At 73.8% G+C, this 12,425-nt stretch carries 12 protein-coding genes and 1 pseudogene; 8 read left to right on the forward strand and 5 right to left on the reverse strand.

Features of this window, described 5'->3' with window-relative positions:
- Positions 1–91: 91 nt before the first annotated feature.
- Positions 92–976 (reverse strand): annotated as a pseudogene (locus AB0E83_RS28995) (serine/threonine-protein kinase); the annotation flags it as partial.
- Positions 977–1,037: 61 nt separating this feature from the next.
- Positions 1,038–2,612: a substrate-binding domain-containing protein gene (locus AB0E83_RS29000; protein ID WP_362118180.1), complete on the reverse strand. Its 1,575-nt coding sequence runs from the start codon at positions 2,610–2,612 to the stop codon at positions 1,038–1,040.
- 205 nt (positions 2,613–2,817) lie between these two features.
- Between AB0E83_RS29000 and AB0E83_RS29005 the strand changes: the two genes are divergently transcribed.
- Together AB0E83_RS29005 and AB0E83_RS29010 are read left to right on the forward strand one after the other, a co-directional pair.
- Entirely contained in the window at positions 2,818–3,759 is a 942-nt protein-coding gene (locus AB0E83_RS29005) for an NADP-dependent oxidoreductase (protein WP_362118183.1), read from the forward strand.
- A gap of 199 nt (positions 3,760–3,958) precedes the next feature.
- Positions 3,959–4,843 (forward strand): glycoside hydrolase family 19 protein, encoded by an 885-nt coding sequence (locus tag AB0E83_RS29010; protein WP_362118185.1) that lies wholly within the window; start codon positions 3,959–3,961, stop codon positions 4,841–4,843.
- 13 nt (positions 4,844–4,856) lie between these two features.
- Here AB0E83_RS29010 and AB0E83_RS29015 read toward each other — a convergent pair whose 3' ends face one another.
- Both AB0E83_RS29015 and AB0E83_RS29020 read right to left on the reverse strand, forming a co-directional pair.
- On the reverse strand, positions 4,857–5,750 hold the full coding sequence (locus AB0E83_RS29015) for a hypothetical protein (RefSeq protein WP_362118188.1): 894 nt from the start codon (positions 5,748–5,750) through the stop codon (positions 4,857–4,859).
- Between the two features lie 57 nt (positions 5,751–5,807).
- Positions 5,808–6,401 carry a DJ-1/PfpI family protein gene (locus AB0E83_RS29020; protein ID WP_362118191.1) on the reverse strand — a complete coding sequence of 198 codons (594 nt, stop codon included), beginning with the start codon at positions 6,399–6,401 and terminating at the stop codon, positions 5,808–5,810.
- Between the two features lie 232 nt (positions 6,402–6,633).
- On the opposite strand from AB0E83_RS29020, the gene AB0E83_RS29025 reads away from it, so the two are divergent.
- The 3 genes from AB0E83_RS29025 (at position 6,634) to AB0E83_RS29035 (ending at position 9,559) form a co-directional block, all read left to right on the forward strand.
- On the forward strand, positions 6,634–7,995 hold the full coding sequence (locus AB0E83_RS29025; protein WP_362118194.1) for an aspartate aminotransferase family protein: 1,362 nt from the start codon (positions 6,634–6,636) through the stop codon (positions 7,993–7,995).
- A 97-nt stretch (positions 7,996–8,092) separates the two neighbouring features.
- Complete coding sequence (locus AB0E83_RS29030) at positions 8,093–8,812, forward strand: GntR family transcriptional regulator (protein ID WP_362118196.1); 720 nt, start codon at positions 8,093–8,095, stop codon at positions 8,810–8,812.
- Between the two features lie 96 nt (positions 8,813–8,908).
- Positions 8,909–9,559 carry a hypothetical protein gene (locus AB0E83_RS29035; RefSeq protein ID WP_362118199.1) on the forward strand — a complete coding sequence of 217 codons (651 nt, stop codon included), beginning with the start codon at positions 8,909–8,911 and terminating at the stop codon, positions 9,557–9,559.
- Positions 9,560–9,590: 31 nt separating this feature from the next.
- On the opposite strand, the gene AB0E83_RS29040 is transcribed toward AB0E83_RS29035, so the two are convergent.
- Positions 9,591–10,295, reverse strand: coding sequence for an SLATT domain-containing protein (locus AB0E83_RS29040; protein WP_362118259.1), 705 nt, complete (start codon positions 10,293–10,295; stop codon positions 9,591–9,593).
- Between the two features lie 289 nt (positions 10,296–10,584).
- On the opposite strand from AB0E83_RS29040, the gene AB0E83_RS29045 reads away from it, so the two are divergent.
- The 3 genes from AB0E83_RS29045 to AB0E83_RS29055 are packed head-to-tail and all read left to right on the forward strand — an operon-like array spanning position 10,585 to position 12,327.
- The gene (locus tag AB0E83_RS29045) at positions 10,585–10,920 is read left to right on the forward strand and encodes a YbaB/EbfC family nucleoid-associated protein (RefSeq protein ID WP_362118202.1); all 336 of its coding nucleotides are present in this window, start codon (positions 10,585–10,587) and stop codon (positions 10,918–10,920) included.
- A gap of 58 nt (positions 10,921–10,978) precedes the next feature.
- Complete coding sequence (gene recR / locus AB0E83_RS29050) at positions 10,979–11,578, forward strand: recombination mediator RecR (protein WP_319009138.1); 600 nt, start codon at positions 10,979–10,981, stop codon at positions 11,576–11,578.
- Positions 11,579–11,634: 56 nt separating this feature from the next.
- Complete coding sequence (locus AB0E83_RS29055; RefSeq protein WP_362118205.1) at positions 11,635–12,327, forward strand: DUF5063 domain-containing protein; 693 nt, start codon at positions 11,635–11,637, stop codon at positions 12,325–12,327.
- Positions 12,328–12,425: the final 98 nt, after the last annotated feature.

Below are 12,425 nucleotides of genomic sequence, written 5' to 3' on the forward strand. Positions count from 1 at the left end.
ACACCCGCGATTGCTCCTGTAGTTACTGCAGATCATCGCTGTGCTCTTCCGCTCTGGGGGCGTCGCCGCGGCCCGGGCCGTCGGCCGCGCCCTCCGCCTCCAGGAGCCGGGCCGCGTGCCGGCCGAGCCGGGCCAGGACGTCCGCGGGCAGCCACGGGTCGGCCTCCGGCAGCGTCTCGGCGATCTCGGCCGCCGTCGGCCGGGCGGCCGGGTCCTTGGCGAGGCAGGCCCGGATCAGTCCGGTCAGCGAGGGCGCCACGTCCGTCAGGTCCGGCTCGTCGTGGGCGATCCGGAACATGAGGGCGTGCACGCCGCTGTCGGAGGTGCCGAAGGGGGAGCGGCCGGTCGCCGCGTACGCGAGGACCGAGCCCAGGCCGAAGATGTCGGAGGCCGGGGTCAGCTTCTGGCCGCGGACCTGCTCGGGCGACATGAAGCCGGGGGAGCCGACGACGGCGCCGGTGCTGGTGAGGCCGCCGTCGGTGACGGTGTCGACGGCGCGGGCGATGCCGAAGTCGATGATCCGGGGGCCGTCGACGGTCAGCAGCACGTTGGAGGGCTTGAGGTCGCGGTGGACGAGCCCGGCCCGGTGGATGTGGGCGAGGGCGCGGCCGAGGCCGGCGCCCAGGGCGCGGACGGTGGCGGGCGGCAGCGGCCCGTACTCGTCGCCGACGACGGTCCGCAGCGACGGCCCGGGGACGTACCCGATGGCCACCCACGGGGCGGCGGCGCCGGTGTCGGAGCCGAGGACGGGCGCGGTGCCGGTGCCGCCGACCCGCTCCAGCGCCTCGACCTCGCGGGCGAAGCGGCGCCGGAACTCGTCCTGGGCGGCCAGTTCGGCGTGCACCACCTTCACGGCGACGGTCCGTCCGCCGGCCGAGCGCGCCAGGAACACCCGGCCCATGCCGCCGGCCCCGAGCCGGCCGACGAGACGGAACGGACCGATGCTGACCGGGTCTTCCGCGTTCAATGGCTCCACGTGGCAAGAGGATGCCAGACCGGGCGGAGGGCCCGGGGTCCCCTCCGGTCACGGTCCGGTGTCAGCCCTCCCCGCAGATCCGCAGCCCCTTCGGGGTGGAGCACGGCAGGTGGCCGCGGGCGCGGACGACGTCCTGGCCCTTGCCGCGGGCGAGGTAGGCGAGGAAGGCGGCGGTGAGGGAGTCGCTCGGCGGATCGCCCCAGGTGTAGGCGTACTCGATCTCCCGGTACGGGTACGGGGAGGCGCCCAGCTCCTCCAGGACCGGGCCGCGGCCGTCGAGGGCGACGCCGTGCAGGCCCTTCGCGGCGGAGCCGGCGCCGAGTTCGGCGTAGCCGATCGCGCCGGGGAGGCGGGCGACGGTGGACAGGACCTGGGCGGTGGAGTCGAGTTCGCAGCGGATCGTCCTCGCCTCGGGGTCGTCGAGGCCGACGCAGTCGCGGGAGGAGTTGACGGGCTCGTTGCGGCCGAGGACCCGGCGCTGGAAGACCTCCCGCGTGCCGGAGTCGGCGTCCCGGCTGACCAGGAGGACGGGCAGGTCGGGGAGGTCCGGCGGCAGGCCGGGGCCGGTGAGCTGGTTCCAGCGGGTGACGTCGCCGCGGTAGAGGGAGCGGATCTGCTCCAGGGTGAGGGAGCGGACGGGCACGGCGTCGTGGACGACGACGGTGAAGAGGGAGACGGCCACCATGTGCTCGCGGAGCCGCGGCTCGCCGGCCGGTCCGTGTCCGTCGGAGAGGGCGATGACGGCCGGCGAGCCCTTGCCCGCCCCGCCGGCCCGGCCCGTCTCGGCGAGGTCGCGGACGCCGGAGGTCGAGCCGTCGGCGTCGACGGTGACGGTGACGCCCGGGCAGTCCTTCTCGTACGCCTTCGCCACCTCCCGGACGACCGGCGCGAAGGCGGTGGAGCCGGTGACGGTGAGGCTGCCCCGGACGCAGCCGATGGGGGGCGGGGTCTGCTCCCGGACGATGAGCGCGGCGAGGGCGATCACGCAGGTGGTGAGGGTGACGGTGACGGCGCGGGCGAAGGGGCTGAAGCGTCCGGCGCGGTCGTCGGGGGTGGTGGAGTGGTTGCGCTGGATGTCGCCGCCGACGATCTGCCCCTCCAGCTCGATCCGCCGGTCGGTGATGGGCCCGGCGAGCTGGACGAGCAGCTTGAAGTGCTGGCCCTTGTCGAGGGCGACCCGGGGGACGCGGACGGTGTTGCCCTCCAGGCTCAGCTCGGGCGCGCGCTTCAGGTCGTCGCGGATGGACGGGCAGTTCTGGGGGACGGTGGCGACCACGCCGCCGACGTCCACCGCGGTGGCGCCCTTGCCGAAGACGAGGCGGAGGGCGGGGTCGGCGGGGGTGGGGGTGGAGTAGTCGCCGTGGGTGATGGCGAGGCCGCCGTCGTTCTCGATGCGGAGCAGGACGAGGGTGGCGCCGGGGGCCGCGTTGCCCAGCACCTCGCCGGCGCGGACGGTGGTCACCTCGCCGTCCCGGGCGTCGTCCTCCTTGTGCAGGGGCGTGTTGAGCTGCACGCGGTAGCCGAGCCGCTTGCGCTGCGGCCGGAGGCGGTCCAGCCAGATGGCGACGACCGAGACGAGGACGCCGACCAGGGCGGTCACGACGGCGACCACGTTCTCGGCGGTTATCCACTCCATGGCCGGGACGGTACGGACGGGTGTGCGAAGGCGGGGGCGGGGTAGCGGCCCGACATCCGGAGTTCTCCGTTCGTTCAGCCGGGCCCGGGAAAGGGTCCCGGGCGGGGTTCCGGGCGGGGTCGTCCGGGTGGCCCGGCCGAGGTTGCCCGGTCGGGGGAGCGTGGGTGTAATGGCCACGAGGGGGCCCTTCCGGAGGAGGAACCCCATGCGTGTCGTCGAAGTGACCGCCTACGGCGGACCCGAGGTCCTCAGATCGGCCCGTCGTCCCGAACCGGATCCCGCGGACGCCCCCGGGCGGGTCCGGGTGCGGCTCAGGGCCGCCGGGGTCAACCAGGCGGACCTCAAGATCCGCTCCGGCCGGTACGCCGCCGCGCTCGGCCCGCTGGCCCCGCCCTTCGTGCTCGGCTACGACTTCGCCGGGACGCTGCTGGACCCGGTGCCCGGCCTCGCGGCGGGGACCCGGGTGGCGGGCTTCGTGCCGTGGGTGGAGGAGGGGACCGGTGCGGGGACGTACGCGGAGACGGTCCTGGTGGAGCCGGAGTGGCTGGCCCCGGTCCCGGACGAGGTGGACTTCACGGCGGCGGCCTCGCTGCCGCTCTCCGCGCTGACCGCGGCGCAGGCCCTGGACCTGATGGCGCTGCCGGAGGGCTCGACGCTGCTGGTCACGGGCGCGAGCGGGGTGGTGGGCCGGTTCGCGGTGCAGCTCGCGGCGCGGGCGGGCCACCGGGTGATCGCCCTCGGCGACGCGGGCGACGCGCACGAGCTGCGGGTCCTCGGGGCCGACGGGACGGTGGGGCGCGGGACGCCGGAGGAGGCGACCGCCGGGGTGCTGGCCCTCGCGCCGGACCGGGTGGACGGCGTCTTCGACGCGGCCCTGATCGCCGATCCGCTGCTGCCGGTGGTCAAGGACGGCGGGGTCTTCGTCTCCGCGTCGGGCGAGCGGACGCCGGTGGCCGAGCGGGGCGTCCGGGTGGACGCGGTGGTCGGCCGCCCGGACGCGGCCCGGCTGAAGGAGCTGCTGGAACTGGTCGCCGCGGGCGGCCTCGCGACCCGGGTGGCGGACGTGCTGCCGCTGGAGGAGGCGGGGGAGGCGCACCGGCGGGTGGAGGCCGGGCACCGGCCGGGCCGGATCGTCCTGATGATCTGACGGACCCTCACCTCGGCGGAAGACCCCCCCCGCACTCACCTGACGCCCCCTCACTTCCCTTTCCGCCGCCCCTCCGTGCGCACCGCACGGAGGGGCGGTTGGCGTGCGTGGCCACAACCCGCCACTTCTGGTCTAGACCTTGACAGGTACAGACCATTCCCGCTTCGCTGGCCTTCCCCCACCGGAAGGACGACAGCGCATGCGACGTCTTCTCGCCCTCCTCGCCGCCCTGTGCACGGCGTTCGGGCTCGCGGTCCTGCTCCCCGCCACCGCCGGCGCGGCCCCCGCCTGCGTCACCGCCTGGAGCTCGTCCCAGGTCTACACCGGCGGCATGACCGCCTCGTACAACGGCCGCAACTGGTACGCGAAGTGGTGGACGCAGAACGAGCGCCCCGGCAGCAGCGACGTCTGGCGCGACGAGGGCGCCTGCGGCACGGACGGCGGGGGCGGCACCCCCGATCCCTCCGGATTCGTGGTCACCGAGGCCCAGTTCAACCAGATGTTCCCGAACCGGAACCCCTTCTACACGTACGCCGGCCTGGTCGCCGCCACCAAGAAGTACCCCGCCTTCGCCGGCACCGGCAGCGACACCGTGAAGAAGCAGGAGGCCGCGGCCTTCCTCGCCAACGTGAGCCACGAGACCGGCGGCCTCGTCCACATCGTCGAGCAGAACACCGCCAACTACCCGCACTACTGCGACGCGAAGCAGCCCTACGGCTGCCCCGCCGGCCAGGCCGCCTACTACGGCCGCGGCCCGATCCAGCTCTCCTGGAACTTCAACTACAAGGCCGCCGGCGACGCCCTCGGCCTCGACCTGCTGAACAACCCCTGGCGGGTCGAGCGCGAGCCGGACGTCGCCATGATGACCGGCCTCTGGTACTGGAACACCCAGAACGGCCCCGGCACCATGACCGCCCACAACGCCATGGTCAACGGCGCCGGCTTCGGCCAGACCATCTGGGCCATCAACGGCGCCCTGGAGTGCAACGGCGGCAACCCCGCCCAGGTCCAGAGCCGCGTCACCAAGTACCAGCAGTTCACCCAGATCCTCGGCGTCCCGACGGGCCCGAACCTGTACTGCTAGCGGCACCGGCGCCCTACCCGCTCGTCCTGACCACCCAGGTCAGGGCGAGCGCGGGCGCGAACGCCCCGACGAAGGCCGGCAGCCGGGCGAACCCCGCCACCGGGAACTCCAGCGCCACCGGCAGCAGCAGCACCACCCCCGCCAGCAGGATCCCGAGGGCCGGCAGGTGCACCACCGGCCGGAAGCGCCGCGCCCGCCGCACGTCGGACGCCTCGATGTACGACTTCAGCATGCAGCCGGCGATGATCGCCCACGGCCACACGAAGAACACGGCCAGCCAGGTCACGGTCGCCCCGTCCTGGCCGACCCGGTCGTCCTCGCTCACCGGCCCGTCCGGCGCCCCCGGCGCGAAGTACACCTCCAGCTCCGTGCCCGGCACGGGCGGCTCCGGCGCCGTGGAGTACCCCTCCACGGTGACCTCGCGGGCCCCGTCCCGGAACGGCACCCGCACCACGACGTCGGTCAGGTAGTACGGGTCGTTGTCCTCGCCCTTCGGCACGTACTCCGGCTTCCCCGCCAGCCGCACCACCGGCACCCGGTGCTCCCCGTACCCCGCCGCCTCCATCCGCTCCTCCCACTGCCCCCGCGCGCCGCTCGGCGTGAAGAGCAGGAGGAACGCGGTCACGGTGGACACCGGGACCCCGAAGGCGAAGAGGTACGGCAGCACCTTGCTGTCCGGCCGGCTCTTGCGCGGCGGCGCGTCGAGGTGCCCCTTCCCCCGCAGCCGGTACGAGGCCGCCACCCAGCCCGCGGCGCACAGCGCCGACACCCCCGCGAGCACCACCTCCGGCACCAGCGGCGGATACGCGGACACCTTCGCCAGCGCGCATCCCACCGCCGCGACCGCGGCCCCGACCATCCCCCACCCGAAGCCCCTGGTGGCGGCAGTGCCCCCCGACGTGTACATGGCGCGCAGCTTAGGCGGTACGGGCGGCCGGGGCGGCCGGAAGCCACCCCCGCCGGTTCAGCCGTTCAGTTCGGCGAAGGCGGCCGGATCGGAGTGGTGGAAGAGCCGGTACCAGGCGTCCCGCTTCCCCTCGTACGCGCCGAGCCGGCCGAAGATCTCCCGGGCGAAGGCGACCGGCTCGGTCGGCCCGGCGGTGATCAGGTCCCCGTCGGTGACCGCGTCGGCCTCCACGTACCGCTCCCCGCCCGCGTACCCCGTGGCGGCGAGGTAGAAGGGCGCGGCGCTGGTGTGCGCCCGGTCGTCGAGCAGGCCCTCCCGGGCGAGCCCGGCGGTGGCGCCGCAGATGGCGGCGACCGGCACCCCGGCGCCGAGGAAGGCGCGGGCGGCGGCGGTGAAGGGGGCGAGCTCGTCGCCCTCGTCGTACTTCTCGGCCCCCGGGAGGATCAGCAGCGCGCTGTCCTCGGGGCGCAGGTCGGCCAGGGCGAGGTCGGGGACGATCCGGATCCCGGCGATCGTGGTGACGGGCTTCCCGGCCTCGGGGCCGACGGTCCGCACGGTGAAGCCGTCCCGGGCGAGCCACGCGGTGGCGTGCCCCGTCTCCCAGTCGGCGAGGGTGTCGTACACGGCGAGGTGAACGGTCCTGGAGGTCATGACGGCAGGCTGTCGCGGCCGACCGCGCGCTGTCCACCGGAATCCCGCGCACCGCCGCCACGGGACCGCGCATCGCCGCGAGGGAACCGCGCACCGCCGCGACGGAAGCCGCGCGCAAGCCGCGACGGAATCCGCAGCCGCCGTCCCGCAGAGCACAGTGTCGCGTCCGGCGCGTTCTCGGTGGACAAGATGGTGATGGCCGCCCCACCTGCGGTTCCTTACCCTTCGGTGCATGACCCCTCATGTCGAGCCCGACCCCCAGGCCGGCGCCGCCGTCAAGGCGGCGGACCGTGCGCACGTCTTCCACTCCTGGTCCGCCCAGGGCCTGATCGACCCGCTCGCCGTGGCCGGCGCGGAGGGTTCGTACTTCTGGGACTACGACGGCAACCGCTACCTCGACTTCACCAGCGGCCTCGTCTACACCAACATCGGCTACCAGCACCCCAAGGTGGTCGCCGCCATCCAGGAGCAGGCCGGGAAGCTCGCGACCTTCGCGCCCGCCTTCGCCGTCGACGTCCGCTCCGAGGCCGCACGCCTCATCGCCGAGCGGACCCCCGGCGACCTGAACAAGATCTTCTTCACCAACGGCGGCGCCGAGGCCGTCGAGAACGCCGTCCGGATGGCCCGGCTGCACACCGGCCGCCACAAGGTGCTCTCCGCCTTCCGCTCGTACCACGGCGCCACCTCCACCGCGATCAACCTCACCGGCGACCCCCGCCGCTGGGCCTCCGACACCGGCTCGGCCGGCGTCGTGCGCTTCTGGGCGCCCTTCCTCTACCGCTCGCCGTTCTACGCCGAGACCGAGCGGCAGGAGTGCGAGCGGGCCCTCGCGCACCTGGAGGACACCATCGCCTTCGAGGGTCCCGGCACCATCGCCGCGATCATCCTGGAGACCGTCCCCGGCACCGCCGGCATCATGGTCCCGCCGCCCGGCTACCTCGCCGGCGTCCGCGAGATCTGCGACAAGTACGGCATCGTCTTCGTCCTCGACGAGGTCATGGCCGGCTTCGGCCGCACCGGGAAGTGGTTCGCCGCCGAGCACTTCGACGTCGTCCCCGACCTGATGACCTTCGCCAAGGGCGTCAACAGCGGTTACGTGCCGCTCGGCGGCGTCGCCATCAGCGAGGAGATCGCCGCCACCTTCGAGACCCGCCCCTACCCCGGCGGCCTCACCTACTCCGGCCACCCGCTGGCCTGCGCCGCCGCCGTCGCCACCATCCAGGTGATGGAGGACGAGAAGGTCGTCGAGAACGCCGCCCGCGTCGGCGAGACCGTCCTCGGCCCCGGCCTGCGCGCCCTCGCCGAGCGCCACCCGTCCGTCGGCGAGGTCCGCGGCATGGGCGTCTTCTGGGCCCTCGACCTGGTCAGGAACAAGGAGACCCGCGAGCCGCTCGTCCCGTACAACGCCTCCGGCGAGGCCAACGCCCCGATGGCCGCCTTCGCCGCCGCCGCGAAGAAGAGCGGCCTGTGGCCCTTCGTCAACATGAACCGCACCCACGCGGTCCCCGCCTGCAACGTCACCGACGCCGAGATCGAGGAGGGCCTGGCCGCCCTCGACGCGGCCCTCACCGTCGCCGACCAGCACACCGTCTGACGTCACCCCGTGTGACGAGGACCGCGCGGGGGCCCCTCCCGGGGGACCGGGTCTGGACTACAGTCTTCCGGAACCTCACGGAGGGGGCCCCGCCCGCATGCCCGGCACGTCCGCGAACAGCGCCGTCACCCGCAGCACCCTCAGCCGGCAGATCGCGGACGCGCTCCGTGACGAAGTCCTCGCGGGGCGTCTCCGGCCCGGCCAGGAGTTCACCGTCAAGCAGATCGCCGAGCAGTACGGCGTCTCCGCCACCCCCGTCCGCGAGGCCCTCGTCGACCTCTGCGCGCAGGGCCTGCTCGACTCCGACCAGCACCGCGGCTTCCGCGTCCACCGCTTCTCGGTGGCCGACTTCCGGGAGATGGTCGAGGCCCGGGCGCTCGTCGCCGACGGCATCCTCCGGGGCCACGCCGCCCGGGACCGGGCCGCGCGCCCCGAGCCCGACCCCGGCATCGGGGTCGTCCTGGTGTCGATACGCCGCCGGGGCGAGGCCGCCGTCCGCGCCGCCCGCGCCGGCGACCTGGACGTCCTCATCGGCTACGACATCCGCTACTGGCACGAGCTGGGCCGGCTCGTCGCCCGCAACGGGCACATCGCCGGCTTCCTGCACCGCCTCCGCGTCCAGTCCTGGGCCTTCTCCGTCCCCCACCTGCGGGCCGAGCACACCCTCCAGGGCCTGCTCTGGGCCGGCCACGTCGACCTGATCGACGCCGTCACCCGCGGCGACGCGGAAGCCGCCGCCGACATCGTCCGGACCCACGACGCGCACGCCCTGGCGTGGGCCGACCGCCTGGAGGCCCGTACCCGTCCCACGGGTTGAGGCCCGGCTTCCCGGGGCAGTTCCTCCACGGGTGGGCGTCGTCGGCCCCGCCGACTACCCTGGCCCTCCCCGGAACTGACGGAGAGCGAGCCTCCCTTGGCCTGTGACCTGTGGCTGGTCCCCCTCGTCGACGTGCTGTGCCACAGCCCCGACAACCCCTTCGCCGAAGACCTGGCCGACTACGACGCCGTGCTCAGCGCCTCGGGCCTGCCGACCGTGCCCGTGTACGCCTACATGCCGGGGCTCTCCGGCGACGTCGCCCCGGTCGCCGGCTTCGACTACGAGGCCCTGCACTTCCTGCGCCGCGCCTACCTGCTGGCGATCTGCGGGCTGCCGGTCGAGCCGGTCGGCGAGCTCGGCGGGGACTACGAACAGCTCCTGGAGATGTTCGAGACCACCGCCCAGCAGTCCCACCTGGTCTGGCACTACGACCACGCGGGCGCCTACGTGCCGGTGGACTTCCCCGTCCCGCTCTCCAGCGACCGGCTCCTGGAGGGCGGCGGCCCGCTCGGCTCCTCGTACGGGCTGCTGCGGGAGCTGGAGTTCGTCGCCCCGGCCCTCGGCATCGACCCGGCGAACCCGCCGGCCGCCCCGGCCCCGCCCGCCCGGCCCACCGGCCTGGAGGAGCCCGCCGCCCCGCTCCCGCACGACGACGGCCCCTTCGCCCGCGAGCGGCACGTCTGGCTGGGGCTGCACGCGGCGGCGACCCGCAGCCTCGCCCAGGGCTCGATGATCATCCTCAGCTGACCTTCCGGGGCCGGCCGGGCCCCGGGGACCCTCAGCGGGTCTCCGGGGGCCGCTGGCGCGGCATGTTCGGCCGGGTGCCCGGCGGCAGCGGGAAGCGGCCGGACGGGTGCGCCGTCTCCGGCCGGGCCGGGACGACCCCGACCGACTGGAGCGCCAGCGGCGCCGGACCCGAGCGGAACTCGACCATCCAGTCCGCGGTCTCCGCCCGCACGAGCTCCGTGACGTCCTCCGAGAAGCGGCGCAGCACCCCGAGGCACCGCTCGGCGGCCTCGCTGGCGGTCCCCTCCGTCGGCCCGAGGACCTCCCGCACGCTCTCCGAGGCCCAGTCGAACTGGAGCGCCTGGAGGCGGCGCTGCACGGCCTGGGCGGTCGCCACGTCCCTTATCCAGCCGGACGTCAGCCCGAAGTACCGGTCGCAGGCCAGGCAGGCCGCGCCGAGCAGCAGCGAGAGGTAGCCCCAGCCGGCCGTGCCCTCGGCGACCCCGGTCAGGTCGAGCAGCGGCAGCGCGGCCCCGGCGATCACGCCGAGCGCGGTGCCGACCCGCAGCACCCGGGCGGCGCGGCGCTTCCAGACCCGGTCCGAGAGGTACCACTCGGCGGTCCGCAGGGCGTTCGACTCCACCCACCGGTAGAGCTCGTCGAGGCGCTCGGCGGGCTCGCCCCAGTCGCCCAGGGGGAAGGGCTTCCCCGTCAGATCTCTGTGGACGGCTTCCCCGGGCTGCCCCGGCGGCTGCATCTCCGGCTGGTGGCTCACCGGGGGACTCCTCTGCTCAGCCCAGCGTTCGTGTCGCTCGTGTCCTTCTGTGACGTGCGGTGCACGTGGTGCCTGCCCTTCCTACCGCCGAATGGTGGGCGGTGGGCCCGGAATCCCGGGATTTCCGCCCGCAAGAGGGTGTTGATCAGGTAGAGGAGCCCGCAGTTTCTCACTCGAAAGAGTCGTCGCGGCAGGGCGGTCCGTGACCACGTAGGCTCGGAACACCCGAACCAAGACGGGACCGACCGACCTTCAACCACGAGGAGTGACCGTGATCCCCGGTGGCGGCCAGCCCAACATGCAGCAGATCTTCCAGCAGGCGCAGAAGATGCAGCAGGACATCGCCCGCGCTCAGCAGGAGCTCGCGGCGACCGAGGTCGAGGGCCAGGCGGGCGGTGGCCTGGTGAAGGCCACGGTGACCGGCGCCGGCGAGCTGCGCGGCCTGGTCATCGACCCGAAGGCGGTCGACCCGGAGGACACCGAGACCCTGGCGGACCTGGTCGTCGCCGCCGTCAAGGCCGCGAACGACAACGCGCAGCAGCTCCAGCAGGCCAAGCTGGGCCCGTTGACGCAGGGCCTCGGCGGGATGCCGGGCCTGGGCTTCTAACGGGTACTTCCAGCCACTACCGTAAGAAGACAAGAGCACTCCCCGGAAGGGCGTTCCGTTGTACGAAGGCGTGGTCCAGGACCTGATCGACGAGCTGGGCAGGCTGCCCGGCGTCGGTCCCAAGAGCGCGCAGCGGATCGCCTTCCACGTCCTGCAGGCCGAGCCGACGGACGTGCGCAGGCTCGCCCACGCGCTCCTGGAGGTCAAGGAGAAGGTCCGGTTCTGCGCGGTCTGCGGGAACGTGGCGCAGCAGGAGCAGTGCAACATCTGCCGCGATCCGCGCCGGGACCTGTCCGTGATCTGCGTGGTCGAGGAGCCGAAGGACGTCGTCGCGATCGAGCGGACCCGCGAGTTCCGGGGGCGGTACCACGTCCTCGGCGGCGCGATCAGCCCGATCGAGGGCGTCGGCCCGGACGACCTGCGGATCCGGGAGCTGCTCGCCCGCCTCGCGGACGGGGAGGTCACCGAGCTGATCCTGGCGACCGACCCCAACCTGGAGGGCGAGGCCACCGCCACGTACCTGGCCCGGATGATCAAGCCGATGGGGCTGAAGGTCACCCGGCTCGCCAGCGGTCTGCCGGTCGGCGGCGACCTGGAGTACGCCGACGAGGTGACGCTCGGCCGTGCCTTCGAGGGGCGGAGGCTGCTAGATGTATGACGACCGGGCGCGGGAGGACCGGGCCGGTGCCGGTGAGCTCTCAGAAAGGCTCCTCGATGTCTGACCCCACGCTGCACTCCCTCACGCAGAACCCCGACGACTTCGCGGTCCAGATCGCCGACTCCGTGGAGAGCTTCATCGTCGCCGTGACCGAGGTCGCCAAGGGCGACGAGCCGGACAGCGCGGTGCCCTTCCTGCTCCTGGAGATCTCCCAGCTGCTGCTCGCGGGCGGCCGGCTGGGCGCGCACGAGGACATCCTCCCGGACGAGCGGTACGAGCCGGACACGGGCCCGGAGCCGGACGTGGACGAGCTGCGGGAGCGGTTCGCGGCGATGCTGGAGCCGGTGGACGTCTTCTCCGAGGTCTTCGACCCGTACGAGCCCCGCAAGGCGCCGGTCCCGGCCCGCATCTCGGACAGCCTCGCGGACATCGTCGCCGACCTGCGGCACGGCCTCGCCCACTACCGCGCGGGCCGCACCTCCGAGGCCCTGTGGTGGTGGCAGTTCTCGTACTTCTCCAACTGGGGCCCGACCGCCTCGGCCACCCTCCGCGCCCTCCAGTCGCTGGTCTCCCACGTCCGGCTGAACCAGCCGCTGGCCGCCCTGGACGGCCTCGACACCGATGAGGACCTGACCGAGGACGACCTCGCCGAGGAGGCGGGCCGGGTGATGGTCCGGGAGATCGCGGGGCCGCTGGGGCTCAAGGGCCTCCAGGACCCGGTCCGGGCCGTCCCGCCGCCCGGGAAGTGATCATTCTCTGAGCGGCGCGTCTCAGGATGCGATATCGGGTCGGCGTTTTTCGGTCCCTCGTTAGACTGAGCCGACCGCAGCACGGGCTGCGGCACCGA

Origin of the sequence: Streptomyces sp. NPDC035033 (assembly GCF_040636735.1) — a bacterium.
Taxonomy (GTDB): Bacteria; Actinomycetota; Actinomycetes; order Streptomycetales; family Streptomycetaceae; genus Streptomyces.

Coding starts and splice junctions, on each gene's coding strand:
- AB0E83_RS29005 (WP_362118183.1), top strand. CDS start 2,818: ATGCGTGTCGTCGAAGTGACCGCCTACGGCGGACCCGAGGTCCTCAGA.
- AB0E83_RS29030 (WP_362118196.1), top strand. CDS start 8,093: ATGCCCGGCACGTCCGCGAACAGCGCCGTCACCCGCAGCACCCTCAGC.
- AB0E83_RS29040 (WP_362118259.1), bottom strand. CDS start 10,295: ATGCAGCCGCCGGGGCAGCCCGGGGAAGCCGTCCACAGAGATCTGACG.
- AB0E83_RS29020 (WP_362118191.1), bottom strand. CDS start 6,401: ATGACCTCCAGGACCGTTCACCTCGCCGTGTACGACACCCTCGCCGAC.
- AB0E83_RS29015 (WP_362118188.1), bottom strand. CDS start 5,750: ATGTACACGTCGGGGGGCACTGCCGCCACCAGGGGCTTCGGGTGGGGG.
- AB0E83_RS29055 (WP_362118205.1), top strand. CDS start 11,635: ATGTCTGACCCCACGCTGCACTCCCTCACGCAGAACCCCGACGACTTC.
- AB0E83_RS29000 (WP_362118180.1), bottom strand. CDS start 2,612: ATGGAGTGGATAACCGCCGAGAACGTGGTCGCCGTCGTGACCGCCCTG.
- AB0E83_RS29025 (WP_362118194.1), top strand. CDS start 6,634: ATGACCCCTCATGTCGAGCCCGACCCCCAGGCCGGCGCCGCCGTCAAG.
- AB0E83_RS29010 (WP_362118185.1), top strand. CDS start 3,959: ATGCGACGTCTTCTCGCCCTCCTCGCCGCCCTGTGCACGGCGTTCGGG.